24 protein-coding genes are annotated in these 22,935 nt (G+C 52.9%); 10 read left to right on the top strand and 14 right to left on the bottom strand.

What is annotated here, in order from left to right; genetic code table 11:
• Positions 1–148: 148 nt before the first annotated feature.
• Positions 149–1,135, top strand: a complete 987-nt coding sequence (locus tag ABKW30_RS15905; protein WP_348599920.1) for a Dyp-type peroxidase — start codon at positions 149–151, stop codon at positions 1,133–1,135.
• Between the two features lie 70 nt (positions 1,136–1,205).
• On the opposite strand, the gene lon is transcribed toward ABKW30_RS15905, so the two are convergent.
• The 9 genes from lon to ABKW30_RS15860 all read right to left on the bottom strand — a co-directional run bounded on the left by lon (position 1,206) and on the right by ABKW30_RS15860 (position 11,186).
• Entirely contained in the window at positions 1,206–3,626 is a 2,421-nt protein-coding gene (gene lon / locus ABKW30_RS15900) for an endopeptidase La (protein ID WP_348599919.1), read from the bottom strand.
• Between the two features lie 329 nt (positions 3,627–3,955).
• On the bottom strand, positions 3,956–5,230 hold the full coding sequence (clpX, locus tag ABKW30_RS15895) for an ATP-dependent Clp protease ATP-binding subunit ClpX (protein WP_008120789.1): 1,275 nt from the start codon (positions 5,228–5,230) through the stop codon (positions 3,956–3,958).
• Positions 5,231–5,447: 217 nt separating this feature from the next.
• Positions 5,448–6,077: an ATP-dependent Clp protease proteolytic subunit gene (locus ABKW30_RS15890; RefSeq protein WP_008120787.1), complete on the bottom strand. Its 630-nt coding sequence runs from the start codon at positions 6,075–6,077 to the stop codon at positions 5,448–5,450.
• A 147-nt stretch (positions 6,078–6,224) separates the two neighbouring features.
• Positions 6,225–7,328 carry an FAD-dependent oxidoreductase gene (locus ABKW30_RS15885; protein ID WP_348599918.1) on the bottom strand — a complete coding sequence of 368 codons (1,104 nt, stop codon included), beginning with the start codon at positions 7,326–7,328 and terminating at the stop codon, positions 6,225–6,227.
• Between the two features lie 56 nt (positions 7,329–7,384).
• Positions 7,385–7,729, bottom strand: coding sequence for a cupin domain-containing protein (locus tag ABKW30_RS15880; RefSeq protein ID WP_348599916.1), 345 nt, complete (start codon positions 7,727–7,729; stop codon positions 7,385–7,387).
• A gap of 4 nt (positions 7,730–7,733) precedes the next feature.
• Complete coding sequence (locus ABKW30_RS15875; protein ID WP_348599915.1) at positions 7,734–9,017, bottom strand: O-acetylhomoserine aminocarboxypropyltransferase; 1,284 nt, start codon at positions 9,015–9,017, stop codon at positions 7,734–7,736.
• 250 nt (positions 9,018–9,267) lie between these two features.
• Entirely contained in the window at positions 9,268–9,792 is a 525-nt protein-coding gene (locus ABKW30_RS15870; protein ID WP_348600415.1) for a CoA-binding protein, read from the bottom strand.
• A 5-nt stretch (positions 9,793–9,797) separates the two neighbouring features.
• Entirely contained in the window at positions 9,798–10,622 is an 825-nt protein-coding gene (locus ABKW30_RS15865) for an enoyl-CoA hydratase (protein ID WP_348599914.1), read from the bottom strand.
• Between the two features lie 18 nt (positions 10,623–10,640).
• Positions 10,641–11,186 carry a hypothetical protein gene (locus ABKW30_RS15860; RefSeq protein WP_348599913.1) on the bottom strand — a complete coding sequence of 182 codons (546 nt, stop codon included), beginning with the start codon at positions 11,184–11,186 and terminating at the stop codon, positions 10,641–10,643.
• 80 nt (positions 11,187–11,266) lie between these two features.
• On the opposite strand from ABKW30_RS15860, the gene ABKW30_RS15855 reads away from it, so the two are divergent.
• Both ABKW30_RS15855 and ABKW30_RS15850 read left to right on the top strand, forming a co-directional pair.
• Positions 11,267–11,695 carry a PaaI family thioesterase gene (locus tag ABKW30_RS15855; RefSeq protein WP_348599912.1) on the top strand — a complete coding sequence of 143 codons (429 nt, stop codon included), beginning with the start codon at positions 11,267–11,269 and terminating at the stop codon, positions 11,693–11,695.
• Between the two features lie 97 nt (positions 11,696–11,792).
• Positions 11,793–12,263 carry a hypothetical protein gene (locus ABKW30_RS15850; protein ID WP_348599911.1) on the top strand — a complete coding sequence of 157 codons (471 nt, stop codon included), beginning with the start codon at positions 11,793–11,795 and terminating at the stop codon, positions 12,261–12,263.
• Between the two features lie 95 nt (positions 12,264–12,358).
• On the opposite strand, the gene mbfA is transcribed toward ABKW30_RS15850, so the two are convergent.
• Positions 12,359–13,342, bottom strand: coding sequence for an iron exporter MbfA (mbfA, locus tag ABKW30_RS15845; protein ID WP_348599910.1), 984 nt, complete (start codon positions 13,340–13,342; stop codon positions 12,359–12,361).
• 413 nt (positions 13,343–13,755) lie between these two features.
• Here mbfA and ABKW30_RS15840 point away from each other — a divergent pair, with 413 nt between their 5' ends.
• Together ABKW30_RS15840 and cysK are read left to right on the top strand one after the other, a co-directional pair.
• The gene (locus ABKW30_RS15840; protein WP_348600414.1) at positions 13,756–14,376 is read left to right on the top strand and encodes a LysE family translocator; all 621 of its coding nucleotides are present in this window, start codon (positions 13,756–13,758) and stop codon (positions 14,374–14,376) included.
• A gap of 143 nt (positions 14,377–14,519) precedes the next feature.
• Entirely contained in the window at positions 14,520–15,494 is a 975-nt protein-coding gene (gene cysK, locus ABKW30_RS15835; protein WP_348599909.1) for a cysteine synthase A, read from the top strand.
• A 48-nt stretch (positions 15,495–15,542) separates the two neighbouring features.
• Here cysK and ABKW30_RS15830 read toward each other — a convergent pair whose 3' ends face one another.
• Positions 15,543–15,830: a HigA family addiction module antitoxin gene (locus ABKW30_RS15830; protein ID WP_348599908.1), complete on the bottom strand. Its 288-nt coding sequence runs from the start codon at positions 15,828–15,830 to the stop codon at positions 15,543–15,545.
• 11 nt (positions 15,831–15,841) lie between these two features.
• Positions 15,842–16,120 carry a type II toxin-antitoxin system RelE/ParE family toxin gene (locus ABKW30_RS15825; protein WP_348599906.1) on the bottom strand — a complete coding sequence of 93 codons (279 nt, stop codon included), beginning with the start codon at positions 16,118–16,120 and terminating at the stop codon, positions 15,842–15,844.
• 301 nt (positions 16,121–16,421) lie between these two features.
• Here ABKW30_RS15825 and rplM point away from each other — a divergent pair, with 301 nt between their 5' ends.
• The 5 genes from rplM (at position 16,422) to ABKW30_RS15800 (ending at position 20,555) form a co-directional block, all read left to right on the top strand.
• Positions 16,422–16,886, top strand: coding sequence for a 50S ribosomal protein L13 (rplM, locus tag ABKW30_RS15820; RefSeq protein WP_008120765.1), 465 nt, complete (start codon positions 16,422–16,424; stop codon positions 16,884–16,886).
• Between the two features lie 2 nt (positions 16,887–16,888).
• Positions 16,889–17,365, top strand: a complete 477-nt coding sequence (gene rpsI, locus ABKW30_RS15815; protein WP_122084539.1) for a 30S ribosomal protein S9 — start codon at positions 16,889–16,891, stop codon at positions 17,363–17,365.
• Between the two features lie 261 nt (positions 17,366–17,626).
• Positions 17,627–18,580, top strand: coding sequence for an agmatinase (gene speB / locus ABKW30_RS15810; protein WP_348599905.1), 954 nt, complete (start codon positions 17,627–17,629; stop codon positions 18,578–18,580).
• 192 nt (positions 18,581–18,772) lie between these two features.
• Positions 18,773–19,708, top strand: coding sequence for an N-acetyl-gamma-glutamyl-phosphate reductase (argC, locus tag ABKW30_RS15805; protein ID WP_348599904.1), 936 nt, complete (start codon positions 18,773–18,775; stop codon positions 19,706–19,708).
• Positions 19,701–20,555: an aminoglycoside phosphotransferase family protein gene (locus ABKW30_RS15800; protein WP_348599903.1), complete on the top strand. Its 855-nt coding sequence runs from the start codon at positions 19,701–19,703 to the stop codon at positions 20,553–20,555. The genes argC and ABKW30_RS15800 overlap by 8 nt, the downstream gene beginning before the upstream one ends.
• Here ABKW30_RS15800 and arsK read toward each other — a convergent pair.
• Both arsK and ABKW30_RS15790 read right to left on the bottom strand, forming a co-directional pair.
• Positions 20,544–21,761: an arsenite efflux MFS transporter ArsK gene (gene arsK / locus ABKW30_RS15795; RefSeq protein ID WP_348599902.1), complete on the bottom strand. Its 1,218-nt coding sequence runs from the start codon at positions 21,759–21,761 to the stop codon at positions 20,544–20,546. The two genes, ABKW30_RS15800 and arsK, sit on opposite strands and share 12 nt — an antisense overlap.
• Positions 21,762–21,826: 65 nt before the next feature.
• Positions 21,827–22,924, bottom strand: a complete 1,098-nt coding sequence (locus ABKW30_RS15790; protein ID WP_348599901.1) for a COX15/CtaA family protein — start codon at positions 22,922–22,924, stop codon at positions 21,827–21,829.
• Positions 22,925–22,935 lie beyond the last annotated feature (11 nt).

The following is a 22,935-nucleotide window of genomic DNA, read 5'->3' as shown; positions in this document are numbered from 1 at the left end:
GGCCCTTCCGGGTCCAGTCCTTTCATCTTTATTTTCAAGACGTAGCATCTGTTTTCAATCAATCAAAATTTGTTTTTGCAGTTGCAGTTCCCCGGCCTGCTAACGTTTAATCTACGAGCGTTGGAACAAGAGGAAGGACTGCCGAATCGTGCCTAAACAAAAATGGGACAGGGTAACCATTGATGCGCAAAGCATAGATGCGCCTCTATCGCTTTCAGCTATTTTTCTGGTTGTCACCATCCATGATGATCAGTCAGCACTGGAGCAGACCTGCGAGGCGCTAGACGGGTTGAACGACCTTGTGAAGACCGTCGGATTCCGTGATCTATCAGCGCGCTTGTCCTGCATTGTCGGTATTGGACGAAGTGCATGGGATCGCCTTTTGCCGAATAAAAGGCCACTGGAATTGCGCCCATTCAGCCGCATGGAAGGTCCCGTCCATGTTGCTCCTTCCACCCCCGGTGACCTGATATTTCATATCCGATCAGAGCGCGTGGACATTTGCTTTGAGCTTGAGCGAATGATTCTCGACAGCCTTGGCGATGCAGTCACGGTCATTGATGAAGTTTCAGGCTTCCGTTATTTTGACTCACGCGATCTGCTTGGCTTTGTAGACGGCACGGCTAATCCAACAGGGATTGACCTTCCTCAAAGCACGCTCGTTGCGGAGGAGGACCAAGAGTTTGCCGGTGGCAGCTACATTGTCGTGCAGAAATATCTGCATGACATTAAAAATTGGACGGATCTTCCGACGCATCTCCAGGAAGAAATCATCGGCCGTAAAAAAATAGACAATGTCGAAATCAATGACGATGATGCACCACGCAAATCGCATAAGTCTTTAGCTACAATTGTAGATGCTGATGGCAATGAGCATGACATCCTGCGCGATAACATGCCTTTCGGCCAACCCGGGCGTCAGGAATACGGTACCTATTTCATCGGCTATTCGAGATATCTCTGGGTTATCGAGAAGATGTTGCAACGTATGTTCATAGGCGACCCGCCGGGCAACTATGACCGATTATTGGATTATTCCACACCATTGACCGGAACGACGTTCTTTGCCCCTGCCCGGCCCACTCTGGAGGCTATTGTAAGGGATGTGCAGGCGCGGCGGGCGACACGCAGCTAAGCTTCGTAGATGCCAATGAATCAAAATGGCCGGGCAATTGCTTGCCCGGCCATTTTGAATAGTTCAGATGCTAGTGAGCGATCTGTGCAGCGGCATCGTCTTCGACGGCAGCCGCAGGAACATGAGCTGGCTCAGTCCACTCAATTGCCTCCGGCTGGCGAACCAGCGCATGCTTGAGAACCTCATTGGCATGCGAGACTGGAATGATCTCAAGACCGTTCTTCACATTATCCGGAATTTCCGCCAGATCCTTGGCGTTTTCCTCTGGAATAAGAACTGTCTTGATGCCGCCACGCAGGGCCGCAAGCAGCTTCTCCTTCAGCCCGCCGATAGGAAGTACCCTGCCTCGCAATGTGATCTCACCCGTCATGGCGATATCCTTGCGAACCGGGATACCAGTCAGTATCGATACAATGGCCGTAACCATTGCGACACCGGCTGATGGACCATCCTTGGGCGTCGCGCCTTCCGGCACATGCACGTGGATGTCGCGACGATCAAACAATGGTGGCTCAACTCCGAAATCAATGGCGCGGGAGCGGACATAGGATGCCGCAGCCGAGATTGATTCCTTCATTACATCGCGCAGGTTGCCTGTGACAGTCATGCGGCCCTTGCCGGGCATCATGACGCCTTCAATGGTCAGCAATTCGCCGCCCACCTCAGTCCAGGCAAGACCAGTAACAACACCAACCTGATCTTCGCCATCGATCTGGCCAAAGCGGAACTTCTCGACACCAAGATATTCGTCAATGTTTGTCTCAGTGACCTTCACAGACTTCTTCTTGGTCTTCAGGATTTCCGTTACCGCCTTGCGGGCAAGTTTCATCAACTCACGCTCAAGACTACGGACACCGGCTTCCCGCGTATAGCTGCGGATAATCGCGCGGATGGCACCTTCGGAAACCGAAAATTCCTTCGGCTGCAAAGCGTGGTCCCGGATGGCCTTAGGCAACAGGTGCCGTTTGGCGATCTCCAGCTTCTCATCTTCGGTGTAACCGGCAATACGGATGATCTCCATACGATCCATCAACGGACCAGGAATGTTCAGCGTATTGGCAGTCGTCACGAACATTACATTCGAGAGATCGTACTCGACCTCAAGATAGTGATCCATGAAAGTTGAGTTCTGTTCCGGATCAAGCACCTCCAGCAAAGCAGAAGAAGGATCGCCGCGGAAATCCTGACCCATCTTGTCGATTTCATCGAGCAGGAAGAGCGGATTGGACTTCTTCGCCTTCTTCATCGACTGAATGACCTTGCCGGGCATTGAGCCGATATAAGTGCGGCGGTGACCACGAATTTCAGCCTCGTCACGCACGCCGCCAAGCGACATACGGACATATTCACGGCCTGTAGCCTTGGCAATCGAACGAGCGAGCGAAGTCTTACCAACGCCGGGAGGACCAACGAGGCAAAGGATCGGACCCTTGATCTTGGTGGAACGAGCCTGCACTGCCAGATACTCGACGATACGGTCCTTGACCTTGTCCAGACCGTAATGTTCGGCGTCCAGCACCTCGTCAGCAAGGTTCAGGTCATTCTTGACCTTCGACTTTTTGCCCCACGGAATGGACAGCAGCCAGTCGAGGTAATTGCGAACAACCGTGGCTTCAGCAGACATCGGGCTCATCTGACGCAGCTTTTTAAGTTCGGCATTGGCCTTTTCACGGGCTTCCTTCGAAAGCTTTGTCTTCTTGATGCGATCTTCCAGCTCAGCTGCTTCATCACGGCCATCTTCGCCGTCACCAAGCTCCTTCTGGATAGCCTTCATCTGCTCATTCAGGTAGTACTCGCGCTGGGTCTTTTCCATCTGGCGCTTGACGCGCGAGCGGATACGCTTTTCTACCTGCAGAACCGAGATTTCCGACTCCATGAAAGACATTGCCTTTTCCAAACGTGCACGCACGGAAAGAATTGAAAGCATGTCCTGCTTTTCAGGAATCTTGATCGCCAGATGCGAGGCGACCGTATCGGCAAGTTTCGAGTAATCCTCGATCTGACCGGCGGCACCCACAACTTCAGGCGAAATCTTCTTGTTGAGCTTTACGTAATTCTCAAAATCCGACACGACAGAGCGTGCAAGCGCTTCAACTTCAACCGGGTCTTCTTCCGGTTCAGCAAGCGTCGTTGCATTGGCTTCGTGATAGTCGGTGCGGTCGCTGAAACTTGTAATTTCAGCGCGGGCGATACCTTCAACAAGTACCTTGACCGTACCGTCCGGCAATTTCAGCAATTGCAGGACGTTGGCAATTGTACCAACCGTGTAGATGGCATCGGCTTGGGGATCGTCATCCGCAGCATTTTTCTGTGTGGCAAGCAGTATCTGCTTGTCAACGCCCATGACTTCCTCAAGCGCGCGAATTGACTTTTCGCGTCCGACGAAGAGTGGAACGATCATGTGGGGGAAGACAACGATATCGCGCAATGGCAAAACGGCATAAAGCCCGCTCTCGCCACCCGCCAGTGTCTTCTTGCTTGCAACCGTCATTTCAATGTCCTTTCTCAGGCCATTCGGCCAGATCACCGCTTCCGGGTACCCTTTGGTTGCATGACTTCCCGAAATTGGATGGGAGAAAAACCCCAATTGCGGATCATGTTTTGAGCGGCGTACTACCGGTTATTCGGCTTAACTATTACTTGGAGTGGCGACCCTTCGGTTTCAAGTCACCCGCATCCAAGCATCTTCACAGAATCGTAATCCATCCTGCGCCCCGGATGGTTGGAGCGCAATCTTTTGCAAGGCCGTACACAGCTTTGAAAACAGAAAAGCTCCGCACGACGCGGAGCTCCTCGTTATTCTGCGCTATCTCCGGAGGATTACGCGGAAACATTGCCTTTTTCTTCCTTGCGTTCGGCATAGATGTATAGCGGACGTGAATTGCCCTCCACCACATCACCCGAAATGACAACTTCCTGAACACCGTCAAGCGTCGGCAGTTCGTACATCGTATCAAGCAGGATTTTCTCCATGATCGACCGCAAGCCACGAGCACCCGTCTTACGCGCAATAGCACGCTTGGCTATCGCTTTGAGTGCGTCCTCATGGAATGTCAGCTCGACATTTTCCATATCGAACAGACGCTGATACTGTTTTACCAGAGCATTCTTTGGCTCCGACAATATCTGTACCAGAGCAACCTCATCGAGATCTTCCAGCGTAGCAATAACAGGCAGACGACCGACGAATTCCGGTATGAGACCGAACTTCAACAGGTCTTCCGGCTCAAGTTCGCGGAAGATAGCGCCAACGCGGCGATCATCCGGAGCCTTGACGGCAGCACTGAAGCCAATCGACGTTTTTTCACCGCGAGCAGAGATAATCTTGTCGAGACCGGCAAAGGCACCACCACAAATGAACAGGATGTTCGTAGTGTCCACCTGCAGGAACTCCTGTTGTGGATGCTTGCGGCCGCCCTGCGGCGGTACAGAAGCTACAGTGCCTTCCATGATCTTCAGCAAAGCCTGCTGAACACCCTCACCCGACACGTCGCGAGTGATCGAAGGATTATCAGACTTGCGGCTGATTTTGTCGACTTCGTCGATATATACGATACCGCGCTGTGCCCGTTCGACGTTATAGTCGGCGGACTGCAGCAGCTTCAGGATGATATTTTCGACGTCCTCACCAACGTAACCTGCTTCCGTCAGCGTCGTCGCGTCTGCCATTGTAAACGGCACGTCAATGATGCGGGCGAGCGATTGCGCCAGATAGGTCTTGCCGCAACCGGTTGGGCCAACAAGAAGAATGTTGGATTTTGCCAGTTCGACTTCATTGTTTTTCGATGCGTGGGCCAACCGCTTGTAGTGGTTGTGGACCGCGACAGAGAGAACACGCTTGGCATGGTTCTGACCGATAACATAATCATCCAGAACAGCCATGATTTCCTGCGGCGTCGGGACGCCTTCACGAGATTTCACCATCGAGGATTTGTTTTCCTCGCGGATGATGTCCATGCACAGTTCGACGCATTCATCGCAGATGAAAACAGTCGGGCCCGCAATCAACTTGCGAACTTCGTGCTGGCTCTTCCCGCAAAACGAGCAATAAAGCGTATTCTTGGAATCGCCGCCGCCGTTGCTGACTTTGCTCATTGCAGTTTCCTTTCAGTATCGACCCCTCCACTTGCGGGGGCCGCCACCTCCGTTAGATGGAAGTGATTCGATCAGTCATTGGTAGAATAAGCTCTTCAAACTCACCAATAACTTAACGTAGCGTCTGCTCATCTCTATGCAAGCCGCTTATGTGGCAGAAAGTCCCCACATGGGTCAAAAAAAGTTCATTTTCGACCCATGAGAGCAATTTAGCCGGTTACTTTACGTCGCCTTCGACTGCAGCACGTGATTCGAACATCTTGTCGACCAATCCAAAATCAAGTGATTCCTGTGCGGTCATGAAGTGATCGCGATCAAGAGTACGTTCGATTGTCTCGTAATCCTGACCGGTATGCTTGACGTAAATTTCGTTCAGGCGACGCTTCATCTTGATGATATCCTGAGCATGACGCTCGATATCGGAGGCCTGCCCCTGGAAACCACCAGATGGCTGGTGAAGCATGATACGGGCGTTAGGAAGAACGAAGCGCATATCCTTTTCACCAGCAGTCAACAGGAGCGATCCCATCGATGCGGCCTGACCGAAGCAAAGTGTCGATACAGCAGGACGGATGAACTGCATCGTATCGTAAATCGCCATGCCTGAAGTCACCACGCCGCCTGGCGAGTTGATATACAGATTGATTTCTTTTTTCGGATTTTCAGACTCGAGGAACAGCAACTGCGCGCAGATCAGCGTCGCCATGCCATCTTCGATTGGTCCGGTAATGAAAATAATGCGTTCTTTCAGCAGGCGCGAGAATATATCATAGGCCCGCTCGCCCCGATTGGTCTGTTCAACGACCATTGGAACGAGGTTCATAGCTGTTTCGATTGGATCTCTCATCGGGTGGGCCTCAGCTTTTAAGAGAATACGGGGCGAAAAACGCCTCAGATTCGTGGAACAAGGATTCGATACATAGGGTGTCGGCACCCGTTTCCGCAAGATGTTCACGGTATGATGCGGCTCAATATAAAGGCAAATCGCCTGCGATTAATGGGATTCGGCCCTCAGCCACCGCTTCAACCCCGGCACATCGCCACTTTCGATGGTTTGTGCGACGCGACGACCAACGGCTGCACCAAACTTGTAACCATGGCCCGAACAGGCCGAAACCACGATACATTTGCCCATTTCCGTGGCAAAAAAGCGCTCGTCAGCAGTGAAAGTATAGGCGCAGGTCACAACGTTTGTTACCCGATATTCTGAAAGGCGCTTCAAAGGCGGCGTGAAAAGATCGCGGATGATCTCGCCCTCTCCTTCGACCGGAACACGATCAAGGTCGGCGCTGGCAGTTTTGCGCTTATGCAGGCCGGAGCCGAATTTCAAACCACCGCCGCCACTCGGCGGCAGGATATAACCATCGGTACGACCACCGACATCCAGCACAACAGGAGAAGCATCCCAAGCCGCTTTCAAGTCTGCCGGAGGTTCCAGATAGACAACTGCTGTACGATACGTGGTCAATTCCGAAGTGATATCCGGAAACAGTTTTGTCACCCAAGCACCAGCCGTCACGATGACTTTATCTGAAACGATCTTCGTTCCATCGGCGATAGTCACCGAACCATTATCGGTATCGACAGCGGTAACTTGCGTGTTTTCAAGGATTTCCGCACCGTTTTCACGAAGCCAGCGAACCATATCCGTTGCAATCCTCTTGCAATGTAAAGCTCCACCTTCCGGCGAGAAGAAAGCATATTTGAAAGTACCTTCTTCAAGGTAGGCATAGCGCTTCAAAGCTTCAGCAGGATCATAGATTTCAAGAGGATAGCCGCCATGTTCGAGGCCTTCGCGATACTCTTCCGCCTCGTCACCAGCCTCACGTGAAACGGCGATAAAGCCGCGCGCATCCAGATGCACAGCACCGATATCGACCCAAAGTTCATCCCATGCCTCGTAGGCTTCGGAAATCGCATTGGCATAGCCACCCGCAGCGCCATAAGCACGGCGGATGATGCGATGATGATCGCCAGAGGCTGCAAGGGGATTAGGGATCGCACCCTGCTCTATGAGCGTTACGGAGTGACCCGCTTTGGTAAGCGACCAAGCCGAGGAAAGGCCGCCTATACCGGCGCCAACAATAGTGATTTTCATGATAAGACTCTGTTTTTATTGCCTTTCAGCAAGGCTAGCGAACACGCCGCCATTCGTCAAAGCCTTATCACATATTCCTTCCGCGTTGTTTCGAGGACTTCCCATGTTCCGCGAAACCCCGGGCGCAAAACAAAGCTGTCGCCAGCCTCGATATGGCGTTCCTCACCACCATCCTCTGAAATAATCGAGCGGCCGGAAAGGATGTGGCAGAACTCCCATTCGTCGTAGGCGATACGCCATTTGCCCGGTGTCGCTTCCCAAATCCCGGCATATATGCCGCCTTCGGCCTCGTCGCAATTCCAGGTCCGGAATTGCGGATCGCCGGAAATAACGCGATCCGGCTTCGGTGAGCCATGCTCTGGATCGATACTGCCAAAATCTATTTTTACAAGGTTTGCCATAGGCTTAGACCTTCGCCAAAGCCTGTTCCAAGTCAGCAATAATGTCCGCGACATTCTCGATGCCAATGGACAGGCGCACGACATCCGGACCTGCTCCGGCAGCAGTTTTCTGCGCATCGGCCAACTGGCGGTGGGTGGTAGATGCAGGGTGAATCACCAGCGATTTGGTGTCGCCGATATTCGCCAGATGCGAAAAGAGTTCCAGATTTTCGACAAGCTTCACACCGGCATCATAGCCGCCCTTCAAACCGAAGGTGAAAACAGCGCCGCCGCCATGAGGCGAATACTTCTTTTGGAGCGCATTATAGGGATCGTCCGGTAGACCGGCATAACTGACCCACCCAACTTTATCATGTTCTTTCAACCACTTGGCCACGGTTAAGGTGTTGTCTACGTGACGCTGCATCCGCAGTGGCAAGGTTTCAATACCGGTAGCGATCAGAAAAGCGTTGAAGGGTGAAAGGGCCGGACCAAGATCGCGAAGGCCGAGAACACGCGCCGCAATGGCAAAGGCAAAATTGCCAAAAGTTTCGTGCAGGACAATACCGTTATATTCGGAACGAGGCTCGGAAAGCAGCGGGTAATTGCCGGATTTCGACCAATCAAACGTGCCGCCATCAACAATGATTCCACCCATGGAATTACCGTGACCACCAAGGAATTTCGTGGCAGAATGTATAACAATATCAGCACCATACTCGATAGGGCGGATCAGATAAGGCGATGCCAGAGTGTTGTCGACGATTAACGGAATACCATGCTTATGAGCAATTTCCGCGATAGCCTCGATATCGGAAATGATGCCGCCCGGATTGGCAATGCTCTCGATGAAAATAGCTCTGGTGCGCTCATCAATCTGGCCTTCGAAAGCCGAAGGATCGGTGCCATCAGCCCAGCGGACACGCCAGTCGAAAGACTTGAAGGACTGACCGAACTGATTGATGGAACCACCGTAAAGTTTGTTGGAAGCAACGAAATTATCGCCTGGCTGCATCAGCGTATGAAACACCAGAAGTTGTGCTGCATGGCCTGACGCAACCGCTAATGCCGCCGTGCCGCCTTCAAGCGCTGCAACACGTTCTTCCAGTACCGCATTGGTTGGATTGGTTATTCTCGTATAGATGTTGCCGAAAGCCTTGAGGCCGAATAGAGACGCGGCATGATCGGCGTCGTCGAAAACGAAAGCTGTGGTCTGATAAATCGGAGTTGCCCTCGCCCCGGTTGCCGGGTCAGGTTGGGCTCCGGCGTGAATCGCCAAAGTTTCGATTCCGGGTGCGCGATTTGCCATATTCGATGTCCTCCAAAGCAATTGATCGAGGCAAGCTAGGGGATAGACGAGCGCACGCCAAGGAAAGATTTTTCCAATGCCGGAAATGGCAACATTTCAACCTGACACAACCAAATTACATCCGCAGGTTACGAATTTGCTCGCATTTTCGGTCATTTTGCTGCGGAACGGGCGCAATTCGCTGCAAAATCCGTTTCATTTGGTATGAAGCGGCTACGGAACTTCAAAAAAGATGTTCCAAATTCTGCGTTCATTTCGAGCGGTTTAACCCAAAGCTTTGAAAGCCTTTTCCAAGGATCGGTTTTTTGGAAGAAAGCACTCGCGAGTTCACGCCGCTCCATCCAATCTCGCCGCAAAGTCGCGCATACTCGATTTTTGGACAACGGTTCATCACGACCTGCATTCCGGCTGCTTCAGCTTTCACCGCAGCCTCGTCATTACGTACTGTAAGTTGTGTCCAGATGACTTTTGGCAGAGGGCTCAAAGCCAGCACTTCATCGACAATGGCAGGCACAACATCAGACGCACGAAAAACATCGACCATATCGATTGGTTCAGGAATGTCTGCAAGCCGCGCATAAGTCGGCTGACCAAGGATATCTTTGCCAGCTTGTCCCGGATTAACGGGGATAACCCGATAACCCTTGGAGAGAAGATATTTCATCACGAAGAAACTCGGCCGCACCTCATTGGCGGAAGCGCCAACCATGGCAATGGTTTTTACCGATGAAAGAATACTGCGAATGTAATCGTCAGAATAATGATCGTGATCCATGACGCTCACTCACCCGTCCATTCGGGCTTGCGTTTTTCAATGAATGCGCCAATGCCCTCTTCCGCATCACGGGCCAGCATGTTTTCGACCATGACCTGCGCCGTATAGTCATAGGCGTCCGCCAAGCCCATTTCAGCCTGCCGGTAGAATGCCTCCTTGCCGATTTTCAGAACCAAAGGCGATTTGGTGGCAATGGCTTGCGCATATCTTCTGACAATCTGATTCAGATATTCCTGTGGCACAACCCTGTTTACCAAACCGAACTCGCGTGCTGTGGAAGCATCGATAGTTTCGCCGGTCAGCAGCATTTCCATCGCCTGCTTGCGCGATACATTTCGTGACAGGGCCACCATCGGCGTTGAGCAGAAAAGCCCGATATTAACGCCCGGCGTGCAGAAGGTTGATTTATCGGAGCAAACCGCGAGATCGCACGAGGCCACAAGCTGGCAGCCGGCAGCAGTTGCGAGGCCATCGACGCCGGCAATTATCGGCTTTGGGTGGTGGACAATGGCCTGCATCAATTCAGCGCAAAGATTCATAGTCTTTTCAAAGAAGGCACGACCGCGATCATCGTCCGAGCGATGGCTCGATAATTCCTTGAGATCGTGACCGGCAGAAAACAGCTTCAGCGCTGAATCAATAATGATAACGCGAACCGCCTTGTCTTCCCTTGCCGATTGGAGATGCTCCAGCAGCAATTCCATCATTGCAATTGAGAGCGCATTGGCCGGGGCATTCTGCATGGTAAGGCGCAAAACACCGTCCAACACCTCATAACCAACAATTGGGCCGACTGGCCCTTCCTTGCGGATGGCGTGAACCTCTCCCATGTCATTCCTCATGTTATTTTATTGCTGCTTGGCCCATTGATTATAGAAGGGCTTCAATGAGCGCAAATGGCGCTCGACAACAGCCAGATTTTCAGCCGTGGGCCTCGCATTTTCCACCCGGGCCAAGCCTGTCTTCAGGTCGTTGATCAAACTTACCTTATCAGCTTCCGACAGGTTGACCCTGGTTGGCACTTCGGCAATTGCCTTGTCAACTTCCTGTTTCGGCTGCGGATGAATAGCCCAATGATAGGTGACCATGATGGTATTATTGATGTTGAGCCAGTCAGAATAGCTGGCAAAACCGAATTCCCGTGCCTTGGCATCGAGCAGCGCGGCAGACTCCACCGTTTCAGGTTTGCGCTCCAACTCCCGTGCGGTGGCAGCTACCGGGGCATAGCCATAAAGATAACGCCTGATGAGATCCTCGTTCAAAGCCACGGCTTGTTCAGGCAAAGCATAACGCTCGACGACAGGCGCCAAAGGCGGTGCGGGCTGTGTCACGAACAGACCGGCATAACCAATTGTTACAAGCAGCGATGTTACAACAATTCCTGGTGGTTTCATGAACAAGCCCATCCTTGCAAAGACGATGCAGCGCCAATAGTAACAGCGAAATTGTAAACAAAACAGCAAGGGACGCGATAATGGCTGCAATGATGGATGTCGAAGCCCTGACTGCCTTCCTCGAACAGGAATTTCCGCAGGTCAATGCGGATGGCATTGCCTATACTGTAACCGATGCCGGTGATGGCTACGCCACGATGCGGCTCGACCCGACAGTAAAGCACTTGCGACCGGGCGGTACAGTTTCAGGACCAACCCTGTTTGCCTTGGCAGATATCACCGCCTACATCGCCATACTGGCGCAGATCGGTCCCGTCGCGCTGGCAGTCACGACAAATCTCAACATCAATTTCCTTCGTAAGCCGGAGATCGGCCCGATCGACGCGAAAGCAACACTGTTGAAATTGGGCAAGCGGCTGGCCGTTGTCGATATCGCCCTGACCAGCGCTGGAAGCGGCGAGCTTGTGGCTCACGCCACAGCGACTTATTCGATACCGCCTGTAGCTTAGAGCATCAACGAAAAGTACTTATAATAAAGTCTAATTGAAAATCATTCCGACTTAGGGCTCACTATCATTTTTAGCACAAGTATATTCGGAGTTGAAAATGATATTCTTGAGTTTAAGATTAAGTCACGCATGCGTTATTTTAAGCGCAATAGTTTTATCAGGTTGTGAAACTACCACGCAAACCCAGTCTGCCAAAGATCTACAAAGGCAAAAATGGGCAGAAAGCGTTATAAAAGGAACTCTGCAAACTTGTAAATTTGTACCTATATTGGGTGATATCGCGGTCTTCTTCGAAATTCCTTTGGCCACAAAAGCCAAGTTTGTAGCCGATAAAATATGTGCGGCGGTTGAAATCCGCCAAAAACAACTGGCGGAAAAGCAACTCGAACAAGCCAAAAAGCTCCTAAAGACGTCGAAAACTTCGCTTTTCACAACAACGCTAAAAATCGACGGACTGGACTTGGTGGACGCTGGAGAAACTCAACTCGTCAAGAAGCCTGTCACCGCCGGTACGAAACTGTCGATCACAGTTGACGGCAAAACGATCAATGGAATAACGACACCCTGACAGGTCATAAAAAGTGGCGGGTTTTGGTTAATTAAACCCGCCACTTATGATGGAGGCAAGTAACCCGCTCCATGCCAGCGATATGCCCTTGCCTACTACGCGTTGCCGATCAATATGCCTGTCGCCAGCACCAGTCCGCCGCCAAGCACGACCTGTATCGCAGCACGGAAGAAGGGCGTTTCCATATATTTATGCTGGATAAAGGCAATTGCCCAAAGCTCTACGAAGACGACCAGCGCGGCAATTGTCGTTGCAGTCCAGAAATTCGTGATGAGATAAGGTAAAGCGTGGCCGAGACCGCCAATCGTCGTCATAAGACCATTGGCAAGACCGCGCTTTAGCGGCGACCCGCGACCGGACAGCTTGCCGTCGTCATGTGCGGCTTCGGTAAAGCCCATGGAAATACCGGCCCCGAGCGATGCGGACAGACCGACAAGAAAAGTCTGCCAAGTATCCTGCGTAGCAAAGGCCGCGGCAAAGATTGGCGCGAGCGTGGAAACTGACCCATCCATGAGGCCAGCCAGACCCGGCTGAATATATGTCAACAGAAACTGGCGGCGTTCAGTCTGCTTTTCGTCCTGCTGCACATTTTCAGGGGTGTGTTGTAGTCCAAGCCTGTGCGCCAGTGATTCATGCACCTTTTCAGCAATGGCCAGATCGCCAAGCAACTTGCGGGTCGATGCATCGCTGACGAGCTTTATTGCTTCGGTATAGAACCGATAGGCCTGCTCCTCCATCTTTTCGGCCATCTCACGCACCTTGTCGATGCCAAGCGGGCGAACCAGCCAGTCGGGCTTGCGCTCGATATAACCACGCACATGCTCACGCCGGATCAGGGGAATCCGACTGCCGAAGCGTTCGACATGCAGATCGATCAATGCCTGGCGATGGCTGTTCTCCTCCTCCGCCATATCTTCGAAAACCTTGGCGCTTTGCGGAAAATCATCCTTTAAACCATCCGCATAGGCGAGATAGATGCGCGCATCATCCTCTTCCGAGGAGATGGCAAGCGCGAGAATCTGCTGTTCAGAAAGAGAGGAAAGGTCGTGACGGCGGTGACCGAAGAAACGGCTGAGCATGATGATGTCCTAAATTAGAATAATTCTAAACTAGAGATTTTGAGGTGATATTTCAAGGTATGCGCTGCTTATCTCCCCCTTTGTGGGGGAGAAAGTGATTTCAGCACCTTAGCTCTTGCTAAGTGCTAGAAATCGCAAGAGAGGGGGTGATGTGTCGTAAAGAACAATCCCCTCTCTTGGATTTTCTAAGGATTTAGCAAGAAGGCTAAATCCAAGAAAACCCTTTCTCTCCCACAAGGGGAGAGATAATCGGCATTGCCTGTTGTAATTGTAACGATCTTCACTGCAACCCGGTGCACCGCTCTAATAATGATCAATAAAATTGATAATCACTGTTGAAATCAGCAGATAGACAGAGTGCTGACGCGGGAGTAATTTCCGCCTCATTCACCATCAATATCAGAGCTTTCGTCATGACACTTGCCGGTTTTATTGCCTATTCGGGCGCACTTGCTATTGCCGCAGCCATTCCCGGGCCGGGTGTTACCGCCCTTGTCGCCCGCGCACTTGGCTCCGGCTTCCGCTCGTCGCTGTTTATGTCCATTGGACTTGTGCTTGGTGACCTGACCTACCTCACCGCGGTTGTGCTTGGTCTTGCGGTCGTAGCGCAGACATTCGGCACGCTGTTCCTCATCATCAAGTGGGCTGGTGTTGCCTATCTGAGCTATCTGGCATGGAAGCTCTGGACGACCGGTATTTCGACCGAAAAGATCGAGGCGAAGAAAAGCCGTGGCGGCAATATTTCGGCAATACTGGCAGGGTTAACCCTGACGCTCGGCAACCCGAAAACCATGCTTTTCTATATCGCCCTCACCCCAACGCTCGTCGATCTGCATTCGATCACATTAGCCGACTATTCCATACTTGCGGTGATAACCGTCATCGTACTGATGATCGTGCTGGTGCCATATCTTGCACTGGCGGCAAAGGCACGGGGGCTTTTGGCATCACCACGCGCGCTGAAGCGCCTGAACCGTACTGCTGCCGCATTCATGGCGGGCGCGGCGCTGGCGATAGCCGGTCGCGCGGGCTAGTGCGGATTTTTATTCTACCGCATATGGATTATTAGTTTAATTTTCCAACAGCATGCTCCTTTGTGCATGTGCCCGACTATGAATTTTCAGCCGGTGACCATAAGATCGCCACCAGCAAAAAATTCAAATCGGGAGACCATTCGATGAGCAATGATGCGCAACGCAAACCGGGCCGTGGCCGAATCTACAACTCCATTGTCGATACGATCGGTGACACGCCGCTTGTACGTCTCGATAAGTTCGCCAAGGAAAACGGTGTTGTTGCGAACCTTCTCGGCAAACTCGAATTTTTTAACCCGATCGCGAGCGTCAAGGATCGTATCGGCGTAGCGCTGATCCAGTCACTGGAAGATCAGGGCAAGGCCGTTCCCGGCAAGACAGTGTTTGTGGAACCCACTTCAGGCAATACGGGTATCGCGCTTGCCTTCGCCGCTGCTGCAAAGGGCTATCGCCTGATACTGACCATGCCGGAAACCATGTCTGTCGAACGACGCAAAATGCTCAAGCTGCTTGGAGCAGAACTGGTGCTGACTGAAGGCGCAAAGGGCATGAAAGGCGCAATCGCCAAGGCAAACGAGCTGGTTGAAACCACTCCGGGCGCAATCATCCCCGGCCAGTTCGATAATCCCGCCAACCCTGAAATCCATCGCAAGACAACTGCCGAAGAAATCTGGAACGATACGGATGGCACGGTAGACATCCTTATTTCCGGCATCGGCACGGGCGGCACGATCACCGGCGTCGGACAGGTGCTGAAGCAGCGCAAGCCGGAAGTTCAGATCATTGCAGTCGAGCCGAAAGATTCGCCCGTCCTGTCCGGCGGCAACCCCGGCCCGCACAAAATTCAGGGTATCGGCGCTGGTTTTGCGCCAAGCGTGCTCGATACCCATATCTACGACGAGGTTATTCAAGTTTCCAATGAGGATTCCTTTGCCAATGCACGTCTGGTTGCGCGCATTGAAGGTGTGCCAGTCGGCATTTCCTCCGGTGCAGCGCTTACCGCAGCAATCGAAGTTGGCAAGCGCCCCGAAAACAAGGGCAAAAACATCGTTGTCATCATCCCCTCCTTCGCCGAACGCTACCTTTCAACGGTGCTGTTCGAAGGACTGGATGGTTAAATAATAAAGAGGAATGCCCCGTCTAACGGCATTCCTCTGCTTTCCCGCTCAGGTCAAGTTAGCAAACCGCTCTATTGGCGGTTGCTCCCGGCGTTCCGCCTGCCAAAGATCATAATCCGCCTGGACGCCCAGCCAAACTTTAGCCTTGCCAATGCCCGCACGCTCCAACCGTACGGCAAGATCCGGGCTGACGGGTGCATGCCCGTGCATGATGCGCGACATAGTTTCCCGCGCAAAACCAAGTCGTCTCGCCAGCTCTGTTGCTGTAATAGCAAGCGCCGGCAAAACATCTTCCAGAAGAGTTTGACCGGGATGTGGTGGATTGAATTGCCCCATGTCTTTATTCCTCAATGATAATCCAGATAGTCCACCAATTCGACATCGCTTTCGACAAACCGAAATATAATACGCCAGTTGCCGCTGACCGAGATGGACCAGAAACCATGGAACGAACCATGCAATTGATGCAGCCGCCAACCGGGAATATTAAGGTCATCAGGCATTGAAGCACGATCGAGAAAGGCGAGAATTCGCGCCAGCCTCTTTGAGTGAGCAGCATTTATGCCCCGGAGTGAGCCAGTTTCAAAAAACTCCTTCAAACCCTTATGGCGAAAACTTCTGATCATGCTTTTGTGTGATGCAATAGATCACATAATGCAACCAACGTCAGGTTGCAAGGGTCAATTAAACGCATGGATCAATGTGGTAATATAATACCTTTAACGTAAGTATTTGAATTTGTTTATCTATTTATCATTAAGCCAGAAACTTACAACTTGACGCCCTGCACTTCAGTCTTTATTGAAACCCATGACTGCGGTGGGGTTTCCCGCCGTTTTTCATTGTTGTGAGGATTTCAACGATCCTCGCAACCCAAGCAACAAGAAAAGCCTTCTTTTATGAAGGATGATCTCAAGGACAACACAAATGGCTACCTTCACACAGAAGCCGGCAGATGTGACGAAAAAGTGGATTTTGATTGACGCCGAAGGTCTCGTCGTCGGCCGTCTCGCCACCATCGTCGCAAACATCCTGCGCGGCAAGCACAAAGCTACCTTCACTCCGCATGTTGACGATGGCGATAACGTCATCATCATCAATGCCGAAAAGGTTGCCCTCACAGGCAAGAAGCTTTCGGACAAGATTTACTACTGGCACACAGGCCACCCAGGCGGCATCAAGGAACGTACAGCTGGTCAGCTGCTTTCCGGTCGTTTTCCTGAGCGCGTCGTTGAAAAGGCAGTTGAGCGCATGGTTCCACGTGGACCGCTCGGCCGTCGCCAGATGAAGAACCTGCGCGTTTACGCCGGTTCCAACCACCCACATGAAGCTCAGGCACCTGAAGTCCTCGACGTTGGCGCGCTGAATTCCAAGAACAAAAGGAGCGCATAATAATGGCTGAGCTCAACTCGCTCGCAGAACTCGGTACTGCTGCCGCATCGACGCAGGCTGCTGCACCAGTTCATGTCCAGAAGCTCGACGCCAAGGGCCGTGCATACGCAACCGGCAAGCGTAAGGATGCGGTTGCCCGCGTCTGGATCAAGCCAGGTTCCGGCAAGATCGTTGTCAACGACAAGGAATATGGCGCTTATTTCGCCCGTCCGGTTCTGCAGATGATCCTGCAGCAGCCAATCGTTGCTGCTAACCGCGCTGGCCAGTACGACATCATCGCTACCGTTGCCGGTGGTGGTTTGTCCGGTCAGGCCGGTGCAGTTCGTCACGGCATCTCCAAGGCCCTCACCTATTTCGAACCTGCACTGCGCGGCGTTCTGAAAAAGGGCGGCTTCCTTACACGCGACAGCCGCGTTGTAGAACGCAAGAAGTACGGCAAGGCGAAAGCCCGTCGCTCGTTCCAGTTCTCGAAGCGCTAATATCGCTTTATACGGACAGAACAGAAAGCGGGCCCTCGGGTCCGCTTTTTTGTTGCGCTGAGATTTGCTTGAGATAGCTTCGCCGCTGTGCGTGGTTCGACAAGCTCACCATGAGGATGCGGGTTGCCTTCCATTGGCAGCAACCTTGAAGAAACTGCAAGGCCGCCGATTATGCGACCCTGCAAAGCACCACCTTCCTCGTGGTGAGCTTGTCGAACCACGCACAACCGAGATGCCAAAACTCCCGGAGTTATTAATCCAATGCCATCGAAATCCATTGATCATGCTTTTACAGCGCGGACATTGACCAGCGCAGCAACCGACCCGACCCATGCGGGCGCGCTTTCATTCATGCGCAGGCGCTACACCAAGAACCTCAATGGTGCCGAGGTCGTGGTCTGGGGTATTCCGTTCGATGCGGCTGTTTCGAACCGGCCCGGTGCGCGGTTCGGCCCGCAGGCCATCCGCCGTGCCTCGGCGATTTTCGATAATGACCCGCAATATCCTTTCCAGCGCGATCTCTTCGAAGATTTGGCCGTTATCGACTATGGCGATTGCCTGCTGGATTATGGCAATCATCAAAAGACGCCTGCTACAATAGAGCGCGAGGCCGCGAAGATCATCAAGTCCGGCGCATTCCTGTTGTCGCTGGGCGGCGATCACTTCGTTACATGGCCGATCCTGAAAGCCCATGCTGCCAAGCATGGCCCGGTCGCTCTGGTGCAGTTCGATGCGCATCAGGATACTTGGTATGATGACGGCAAACGCATTGATCATGGCTCCTTCGTTGGCCGCGCCGCGCGCGATGGCGTCATTGATCCCGCCCACTCCATTCAGGTTGGCATTCGCACCCATGCGCCCGATGATTGCGGACTCAAGATTGTGTATGGCTACGAGGTCGAAGAGCTTTCGGCAGCTGAAATTGCAAAGCAGATTATTGCGCGCACAGCGGGCAAGCCGGTTTACTTGACGTTCGATATTGATTGTCTTGATCCGGCCTATGCACCCGGAACGGGAACACCCGTTGCTGGCGGCCCATCCTCGGCAAAAATTCTATCGGTCCTGCGCCATTTGACAGAACTCAACATTGTCGGCGCCGATGTGGTGGAAGTCGCACCCGCTTATGACCATGCGGATGTAACGGCCATAGCAGGTGCCACAATAGCGATGTATTATCTGGGTATATTGGCCGAACAAAAAGCCAAACGACGATAAAATCTACCCTGATGGTCATCTGATGCGATTTTCTGCGCTTCCGGTGCTCATGGACAAGAACGTCCACTGCGCTCCGGTTCTCGAAAACCACACCAGCTAACTCATCAGGTTAAATTTCAAGAGCGGCACCTTCCATATTGAATCCGCTTCCTCCGCCAACTATCTGAATTCAAAGCTTCCAAAGGCATTTCCATGAAACCGAAAATCTTTATCGACGGCGAACACGGCACCACCGGTCTGCAAATCCGCACACGGCTGGCAGGTCGCGACGATCTTGAGGTTATCTCCATTCCAGAAGCCGAGCGGCGCAATAAGGATTTGCGCGAAGAGTTCCTGAAAGCTGCCGATGTTGCAATCCTGTGCCTGCCGGATGAAGCGTCGAAAGAGGCCGTGACGATTCTTGAAGGAACCAATTCCACCAAGATCATCGACACGGCAACCGCACATCGCGTTCATCCGGATTGGGCTTATGGCTTTGCCGAGCTTGACAATGCACAGCGCGAGAAGATCGCCAAGGCGCGGCTTGTCGCCAATCCCGGCTGTTACCCGACAGGTGCAATTTCGCTTATCCGCCCGCTTCGTGACGCGGGGATATTGCCTGCCGACTATCCGATTTCGGTCAACGCAGTTTCCGGTTATACGGGCGGCGGCAAGCAGATGATTGCCCAAATGGAAAATCCGGACGCTCCCGATCACATCGCAGCCAATCATTTCCTTTATGCCATGCCGCTCAAGCACAAGCATGTCGCTGAGCTTCAGGTGCATGGCCTTCTAGAGCGCAAGCCGATCTTCAGCCCCAGCGTTGGCAGATTTGCACAGGGCATGATCGTGCAGGTGCCGGTTTATACGGGCGATCTTAATGGTAACGCTTCCATGGCTGATATACACGCGGCGCTGACAGCCCATTATGATGGCCAGAAGATCGTGCAGGTTGTCCCGCTTGAGGAAAGCGCCACCCTGCCCCGTCTCGACCCCGAAGAGCTGCGCGATACCGATATCATGAAGCTGTATGTGTTCGGCACGGAAGGCGCAGGACAGGTCAATCTTGTCGCCCTGCTTGATAATCTCGGCAAAGGTGCTTCAGGCGCGGCCGTGCAAAATCTCGATCTCATGCTGGGTCATGGCTGATACACTTCTTCAAAGCCTGCCAGCCGAATGGCACCTTTCTGAACCGGAACTGTTCACCGAAACCCACACCAGCCGCATCATCATGGTGCGGTTGGAGGATGGGCAGCAGGCGGTGGTCAAGCAACTCAATGCTACAGGCATGGAGAATGAGCTTCGCGGCACGCATTATCTCGAATGGCATGATGGCCATGGTTGCGTGCGCGTACTCAAGCAAAAAGATAACAATGTGCTGCTGGAATATGGCGGATCTCGTACCCTGCTCGATCATCTGAACGAACATGGCGATGAATCGGCGACGTTGATCTTCACCGATGTGTTCTTACGGTTGCAGGAAACTTTTCGCAGCAGAAAGCCGGTCACGCCCGGTTTCGTGCCACTGCGCAAGCAGTTCGCCAGCCTGTTCAAGAAGGCAGAGAAAGACCGAAACTCTGGTGAGCAGAGCATTTTTGTCGAAGTCGCGGCCATCGCCGACCGACTGTTGAGCAACCAGCGCGATATCCAGCCCTTGCATGGCGATATACACCACGAGAATATTCTATTCGGCAAACGCGGCTGGCTGGTTATTGACCCACAGGCGCTGCTAGGCGATCCCGCTTACGATGCTGCGAACATGTTTTATAATCCGGTGGAGCGGACCGACCTGCGCACTGATCAAAAACGTATTGCCGCCATGGCGGAGATTTTCGAGCGCGTTTTCAAGCGGGATCGCAAAGACTATCTGGAGTTTGGCATGTCGCATGCTTGTCTTTCCGCATCATGGCATGATGAGGACGAGAACTTTGAGGAGCGGGATCGCAGCCTTGCCGTGACTGAGGCAATTCGCGACATATTAAAATCACTCGCTTGATCGCTGCACCAGCTTTGCTACCACGATGAATGTCATGACGCCGAGCATGCCCACGGCAGCGACGGTGACAAGTGCTGTCGTCGGGCCGAAATGTTCAAGCAGAAATGCAAGAATGAAAGGCGCGACCGAGGATACTATCAGCCGGGACGATGTGATCTTGCCAAGGATTTCGCCATAACCCTGATGACCGAACAGGGCCAATGGCAGTGTCCCAAGCACAATGCTGTTCAACCCGGAACCCATGCCAAACAGAATGGCGAACAGTATCGCTCCGGCAATCAATGGGACGGATGAAGGCAGCAACAACATCATAAAGGCCAGCGGAAGCATCGCAGTCGAGATAATCGCGATGTTCAGAGCCGAAAACCGGCCGCCCAGAAGCATATTGATGAGGCGGCTGGCAAATTGCGCAGGGCCGAACATTGTTCCGACGAAGACTGCGGAAGCGCCAAGGCCAACCGCGCCGAGCACAGGCACGAAATGAACCAGCATTGATGAAAGCGCAAAACTCGCCAGAGAAAAGCCCGTTGCGAGAAGAATTAGCGCGGTTTTCCTTTTGTCCTGACGCAGTGTTCCCCCGCTTCGCACGACAGCCTGCTGCGGCGTGTTATCGGCTGCGGCCTTCGGCGAACGGCGCGTCATCTGTGACAACCAGAAATGGATCGGGAGGCACAGGATAATTTGCAGCACCGCGTAAACCAGAAAGATTTCACGCCATGTGAAGCTGTTTAAAAGTGCTGTCACCAATGGCCAGAAAAGGGTCGAAGAAAACCCGCCCATCAGCGTCAGATAGGTTATCCTGCGCGGAGCGAGCTGCGGATCGACCTGTACCAGTACGGCAAAGGCAGTGTTATACAATATGAAAGGTGTGGCGAGGCCCGTTGTGACCAAAGCGGTCGCAAACATCCACCAGTTGGTCGAGACTGCGCAAAAGACAAGCGAAAGCGCAGCGGCGAGTGAACCAAACGTCATGACACGCCCTGCCCCGAACCTGTCAGCCCAGCGACCTGACCAGGGCGAGATGATGCCGCCGATCAGCAATGTTCCAGAGAAGGCGGCGAAGAGCCATTCACGCGTTTGGGCGAATTCCTGCCCTATGACAGGAGCCATAATACTGAAGCTGTAAAACAGCGTGCCATAACCGATGATCTGCGTGATACCGAGGCCAACTACCGTAGCCAGCGACCGTCTGGCGCTGATGATCATGGTTTTAGTTTCCGGTATTTAATACGTGTTCGACACGACTAAACTGAGTCTCTTGCCAAGAACAGTCAGCGACCCGCTACTATTTCCGTTTGAAGCGGATAGGCGCCTTTCGTTGCGCGCCAATGAGCAACAGCAAAGCCGAGCAGCACAATCGCAAAAAACTGATGCAGCAATCCAAGCCCGATCGGAACCTGCATGAGCAATGTCGTGATGCCGATTGCGGCTTGAGCAGCCACGAGCAAAGCGAGGAACACTGCACGGCGCGCATGTGTCGTGTCCGGTGCGCGGCGCACAGTCGAGACAGCATGCCAGATCGCCATGACGAAGACAAAATAAGCAAAGAAGCGATGGACGAACTGCACCGTTTTCGGGTTCTCGAAGAAATTGTGCCAGAGGGGCTGGATCGGGAACATATCGCCCGGAATGACGGAGCCATCCATCAGCGGCCATGTATTATAGGATAATCCGGCATCAAGCCCGGCCACCAGCGCGCCGAGATAAATCTGGATGAATACGAGCAGGACCATCCAACCGGCAAAACGCTGTATCGGGCGCTCCGCCGGTTTGTCCGTATAGGTTGCCAGTCCCCTTGCCACATACATGACCGCTGCAAAAATGATGCAGGCCAGCGTTAGATGCGTAGCGAGGCGGTACTGGCTGACATCGACCCGGACAGACAGCCCCGACGCGACCATCCACCAGCCTACCGCACCCTGCAAGCCGCCAAGTGCCAGAATCCCGATCATTGGCCAACGCAGACGACGCTCAAGGCGTCCGGTGAGCCAGAAAAATGCCAGCGGTAGTGCGACGAGGAAGCCGACGCCGCGAGCGAGGAAACGATGCGACCACTCCCACCAGAATATCTGCTTGAATTCAAAAAGGCTCATGCCCTTGTTCAACTGCTGGTATTGGGGAATCTGCCTGTACTTGTCGAACTCCTCCATCCACTGGTCGTAACCTATAGGCGGGATAATGCCGTGGATCGGCTTCCATTCGGTGATCGACAGACCGGAGCCGGTCATGCGTGTGGCACCACCGACAAACACAATGGTCGCCAGCACGATCAGCACGAGATACAGCCAGATACGGATATAGTGGCGGTTTTTCGCTTCGCGATCCTGCTCCGAGACGAGCACGTCTTCGGATGTGATATGGGCGGCCATGTAAAACACTC

Source organism: Phyllobacterium sp. SB3 (assembly GCF_040009165.1).
Lineage (GTDB): Bacteria > Pseudomonadota > Alphaproteobacteria > Rhizobiales > Rhizobiaceae > Phyllobacterium.
The sequence above is the reverse complement of the archived record's forward strand: the minus strand, read 5'-3'. Positions and strand labels throughout refer to the sequence as shown.

Coding starts and splice junctions, on each gene's coding strand:
- ABKW30_RS15855 (WP_348599912.1), top strand. CDS start 11,267: ATGGCTGCAATGATGGATGTCGAAGCCCTGACTGCCTTCCTCGAACAG.
- ABKW30_RS15890 (WP_008120787.1), bottom strand. CDS start 6,077: ATGAGAGATCCAATCGAAACAGCTATGAACCTCGTTCCAATGGTCGTT.
- ABKW30_RS15825 (WP_348599906.1), bottom strand. CDS start 16,120: ATGATCAGAAGTTTTCGCCATAAGGGTTTGAAGGAGTTTTTTGAAACT.
- arsK (WP_348599902.1), bottom strand. CDS start 21,761: ATGATCATCAGCGCCAGACGGTCGCTGGCTACGGTAGTTGGCCTCGGT.
- ABKW30_RS15800 (WP_348599903.1), top strand. CDS start 19,701: ATGGCTGATACACTTCTTCAAAGCCTGCCAGCCGAATGGCACCTTTCT.
- ABKW30_RS15865 (WP_348599914.1), bottom strand. CDS start 10,622: ATGGGAGAGGTTCACGCCATCCGCAAGGAAGGGCCAGTCGGCCCAATT.
- clpX (WP_008120789.1), bottom strand. CDS start 5,230: ATGAGCAAAGTCAGCAACGGCGGCGGCGATTCCAAGAATACGCTTTAT.
- ABKW30_RS15790 (WP_348599901.1), bottom strand. CDS start 22,924: ATGGCCGCCCATATCACATCCGAAGACGTGCTCGTCTCGGAGCAGGAT.
- ABKW30_RS15840 (WP_348600414.1), top strand. CDS start 13,756: ATGACACTTGCCGGTTTTATTGCCTATTCGGGCGCACTTGCTATTGCC.
- rplM (WP_008120765.1), top strand. CDS start 16,422: ATGGCTACCTTCACACAGAAGCCGGCAGATGTGACGAAAAAGTGGATT.
- ABKW30_RS15885 (WP_348599918.1), bottom strand. CDS start 7,328: ATGAAAATCACTATTGTTGGCGCCGGTATAGGCGGCCTTTCCTCGGCT.
- ABKW30_RS15830 (WP_348599908.1), bottom strand. CDS start 15,830: ATGGGGCAATTCAATCCACCACATCCCGGTCAAACTCTTCTGGAAGAT.
- ABKW30_RS15870 (WP_348600415.1), bottom strand. CDS start 9,792: ATGGATCACGATCATTATTCTGACGATTACATTCGCAGTATTCTTTCA.
- lon (WP_348599919.1), bottom strand. CDS start 3,626: ATGACGGTTGCAAGCAAGAAGACACTGGCGGGTGGCGAGAGCGGGCTT.
- ABKW30_RS15850 (WP_348599911.1), top strand. CDS start 11,793: ATGATATTCTTGAGTTTAAGATTAAGTCACGCATGCGTTATTTTAAGC.
- ABKW30_RS15860 (WP_348599913.1), bottom strand. CDS start 11,186: ATGAAACCACCAGGAATTGTTGTAACATCGCTGCTTGTAACAATTGGT.
- ABKW30_RS15880 (WP_348599916.1), bottom strand. CDS start 7,729: ATGGCAAACCTTGTAAAAATAGATTTTGGCAGTATCGATCCAGAGCAT.
- speB (WP_348599905.1), top strand. CDS start 17,627: ATGCCATCGAAATCCATTGATCATGCTTTTACAGCGCGGACATTGACC.
- argC (WP_348599904.1), top strand. CDS start 18,773: ATGAAACCGAAAATCTTTATCGACGGCGAACACGGCACCACCGGTCTG.
- cysK (WP_348599909.1), top strand. CDS start 14,520: ATGAGCAATGATGCGCAACGCAAACCGGGCCGTGGCCGAATCTACAAC.
- mbfA (WP_348599910.1), bottom strand. CDS start 13,342: ATGCTCAGCCGTTTCTTCGGTCACCGCCGTCACGACCTTTCCTCTCTT.
- ABKW30_RS15875 (WP_348599915.1), bottom strand. CDS start 9,017: ATGGCAAATCGCGCACCCGGAATCGAAACTTTGGCGATTCACGCCGGA.
- rpsI (WP_122084539.1), top strand. CDS start 16,889: ATGGCTGAGCTCAACTCGCTCGCAGAACTCGGTACTGCTGCCGCATCG.